At 42.4% G+C, this 533-nt stretch carries 1 protein-coding gene; it reads right to left on the bottom strand.

Translation table 11 applies throughout. From position 1 onward, the window contains the following. A partial coding sequence (locus tag EGI22_RS17590) for a SprB repeat-containing protein (protein WP_255069746.1) occupies positions 1 to 533 on the bottom strand: 533 nt, incomplete at both ends.

Raw genomic sequence — 533 nt, 5'->3', positions numbered from 1 at the left:
GTCGCTTTCTCTCCATCACAACATACTGTCTTGTTTGTTGTTATGGTTGGTACGGTTGGTAATGGGTTTTCCGAGGAAATTGATACCGTAGCTGTTGCTGTACAATTATGAGCATCTGTTACTGTTACTGTATATGTCCCTTCAATTAATCCAGTAGCAGTTGCCAAATTTCCGCCAGTAGGTAACCAATTATATTTATATCCTGGAGTACCACCGACAGCATTTACAGAGGCAGATCCATCATTACCACCATAACATTTAACATTTACACCAGTTGTATTTGCGGTCAATAACGTTGGTTGCTTGATCTCTACGGTTGCGGTTGCAGTACATGAATTAGCATCTGTAATTGTTACTGTATATGTACCTGCTATCAAGCCACTTGCTGTTGCTGTTGTAGCTCCATTTGACCAGCTATATGTATACGATGGTGTTCCGCCTGTTGCACTCGCTGTTGCACTTCCGTCGTTGCCACCGAAGCATTTAACATCTACTCCCGTTGCACTTGCTACCAATAACGTTGGTTGCTTGAT

It is taken from the genome of Lacihabitans sp. LS3-19 (genome assembly GCF_024343575.1).
Taxonomy (GTDB): domain Bacteria; phylum Bacteroidota; class Bacteroidia; order Cytophagales; family Spirosomataceae; genus Leadbetterella.
This window is presented reverse-complemented; position numbering and strand designations above follow the sequence as displayed.